The sequence below is a fragment of the Streptomyces sp. NPDC054847 genome, assembly GCF_053610925.1.
In genome coordinates, this window is the sequence record NZ_JBSGZJ010000655.1 from 1 (window position 1) to 2,767 (window position 2,767).

At 71.3% G+C, this 2,767-nt stretch carries 2 protein-coding genes; one reads left to right on the plus strand and one right to left on the minus strand.

The features are described from left to right. Positions 1-67 precede the first annotated feature (67 nt). The gene (locus tag ACWGH4_RS33800) at positions 68-1,066 is read right to left on the minus strand and encodes a Gfo/Idh/MocA family protein (RefSeq protein WP_453467583.1); all 999 of its coding nucleotides are present in this window, start codon (positions 1,064-1,066) and stop codon (positions 68-70) included. 91 nt (positions 1,067-1,157) lie between these two features. Here ACWGH4_RS33800 and ACWGH4_RS33805 point away from each other — a divergent pair, with 91 nt between their 5' ends. Continuing rightward, positions 1,158-2,558: a Bcr/CflA family multidrug efflux MFS transporter gene (locus ACWGH4_RS33805; RefSeq protein WP_453467585.1), complete on the plus strand. Its 1,401-nt coding sequence runs from the start codon at positions 1,158-1,160 to the stop codon at positions 2,556-2,558. Positions 2,559-2,767: the final 209 nt, after the last annotated feature.

A 2,767-nucleotide genomic window follows, 5' to 3' on the forward strand; every position in this document is an offset into this window, starting at 1 on the left:
GTGCCGGACGGCCGGGCCGGTCCCCGCTGTTCCGGCCCTCGCCGGAGTCAGGCCGTGGTGCGTGCCGTCATCCGCCGTGGCGTTCGCCCGGGAAGCGGACGCCGATGCGCTCACGCACCGCGTCGAGCGTCCGCATCACGGCGAGCGTGCCTTCGAGCGGCACGAGGGGCGACTCCTTCTCGCCCGCCCGCACGGCGCGCATCACCTCGGCCGCCTCGTGCTGCAGCGAGTCCCGGCGGCCGTCGAAGAGGAACTCCTCCGGCTCCTTGCCGTCGCGGTGCAGGACGAAGCGCTCGGGGAAGAAGAACCCGTCCGGGACGTCGATCCGGCCGGCCGTCCCGGTCACGGACGCCGTGACCGGGGTGCCGGCCGTGATCGAGCAGGAAAGCAGAGCCGTCGCGCCCTTGTCCGGCCAGCCGAGCAGCATCCCGGTGTTGAGGTCCACACCCTCCAAGGACAGCAGCGCGTCCGCCTGCACCCGCTCCGGCTCGCCGAGCAGCAGCAGCGCGAACGCGACCGGGTAGACGCCGAGATCGAGCAGCGCGCCGCCGCCGAGCGCGGGATCCCGCAGCCGGTGGTCCGGGGCGAACGGGCCCGCGATCCCGAAGTCGGCCTGCACGGTACGGACGTCACCGATCGCGCCCTCGCGGACCAGCTCGGCGATGCGACGGACGGCCGGGTGGCAGTACATCCACATGGCCTCCATGAGGAACGTGCCGTGGAGGCGGGCGAGTTCGACGAGTTCCGCCGCCTCGACCGCGTTCAAGGTGAACGGCTTCTCGCACAGAACCGGCTTCCCGGCCGCCAGACAGAGCCCGGCGGCGGCCCGGTGCGCGGAGTGCGGCGTCGCGACGTACACCACATCGACGTCCTCGTCGGCGGCGAGCGAGGCCCAGTCCCCGTACGCCCGCGGGATGCCGAAACGGTCGGCGAAGGTCTTGGCGGACGCCTCGGTGCGGGACGCCACCGCCACGACCTCGGCGTCGGGCATGGCCGCCAGATCCTCCACGAACCTCGCGGCCATGCCGCCGGTCGCCAGTACGCCCCACCGCACGGTGTTGCTCATCACTCGTCCACCCCTGTTCACGCCGAAAACGTCTCGGTCAGCCCGGACGAGCTGAGAGCATAGATGTTGAAAATAGGATTAGGAGCTGTAGATGCCGGAGAGCGGCCAGAGCAAACAAGGACGAACCACTCATCCCGGACCGGCATCCGCGCCCCCGGTCTCCGCCGCGGTCCCCGCGCCGCGGGACGCCGCAACGGCCGCTGCCGCGGCCCCGGTTACCGAAGCTGTCACAGGCTCCGTCACCGGCTCTGTCACCGGTCCGTCCGCCGCCGGTGTCACCGCCGCCCGCCGGGCAGGGCTCCTTGTCACACTGGTCCTCGGCGGCCTCACCGCGCTGCCGCCGCTGTCCATGGACATGTACCTCCCGGCGCTGCCCGCGGTCACCGACTCGCTGCACGCCCCCGCGGCGACCGTCCAGCTCACCCTCACCGCCTGCCTCGCCGGCATGGCCCTCGGCCAGCTCGTCGTCGGCCCCATGAGCGACAAGTGGGGACGCCGCCGCCCGCTGCTCGTCGGCATGCTCGTCTACGTGATCGCCACCGCGATGTGCGCCTTCGCGCCGACCGCCGAACTGCTCATCGGCTTCCGGCTGTTGCAGGGCCTCGCGGGCGCGGCCGGCATCGTCATCGCCCGCGCGGTGGTGCGCGACCTCTATGACGGCGTGGAGATGGCCCGGTTCTTCTCCACCCTGATGCTCATATCCGGCGTCGCACCCATCATCGCGCCGCTCATCGGCGGCCAGGTGCTGCAGGTCACCGACTGGCGCGGCATCTTCGTCGTCCTCACCGTCGTCGGCGTCCTGCTCACGCTCGTGGTCGTCAAATGGCTCGACGAGACGCTGCCGGTGGAGAAGCGGCACAGCGGCGGAGTGGGCCAGGCGCTGCGCACCATGCGCGGGCTGCTCGCCGACCGGATCTTCACCGGCTACATGCTCACCGGCGGGCTCGCCTTCGCCGCGCTCTTCGCGTACATCGCCGCTTCGCCGTTCGTCGTGCAGGAGATCTACGGCGCTTCGCCGCAGACGTTCAGCCTGCTCTTCGGCCTCAACTCGATCGGCCTGATCGGCGTCGGCCAGATCAACGGCCGGCTCCTCGTCGGCCGGGTCAGCCTCGACAAGGCCCTCGGCTTCGGTCTGGCCGTGATCACGCTCGCGGCGGCCGCGCTGCTGCTGATGACGTCCGGCGTCTTCGGCGAGGTGGGACTGTTCCCGATCGCGGCGGGTCTGTTCGTCCTGATGTCCGCGATGGGGCTGGCGTTGCCCAACACCAACGCGCTGGCACTGCTGCGCACCCCGCACGCGGCGGGCTCGGCGTCGGCCCTGATCGGTACGGCGTCCTTCCTCGTCGGCGCGGTCGCCTCGCCGCTGGTCGGCATCGCGGGCGAGTCGACGGCCGTGCCGATGGCGGTCGTGCAGATGGTGTGCGGGGTGGGATCGATGCTGTGCTTCCTGCTGCTGTGCAGGCCGTGGAGGGGGAAGGCGGGGGTGGTCTGAGGGGAGCGGCGCGGTGTGGCCTGCGGGTGCGTGGCGCCTGCGGCGGGCCTGTTCCCCTACCCGCCCCTTCCCGAAACCGGGGGCAGGCGTCGGAAAGTGTTCACCTGACGGCATCCTGATGTTCGGCGACAGTTCCCCGGAAAAGGCCGATCGCGACTTGTCGCGCTCTTAGTGTCGGCGTCATGAACGACATCCACCCGGGGTTCGAC

What these genes read in the sequence shown, in the direction of transcription:
- ACWGH4_RS33800 (WP_453467583.1), bottom strand. Translation starts at nt 1,066, where the DNA reads ATGAGCAACACCGTGCGGTGGGGCGTACTGGCGACCGGCGGCATGGCC.
- ACWGH4_RS33805 (WP_453467585.1), top strand. Translation starts at nt 1,158, where the DNA reads ATGCCGGAGAGCGGCCAGAGCAAACAAGGACGAACCACTCATCCCGGA.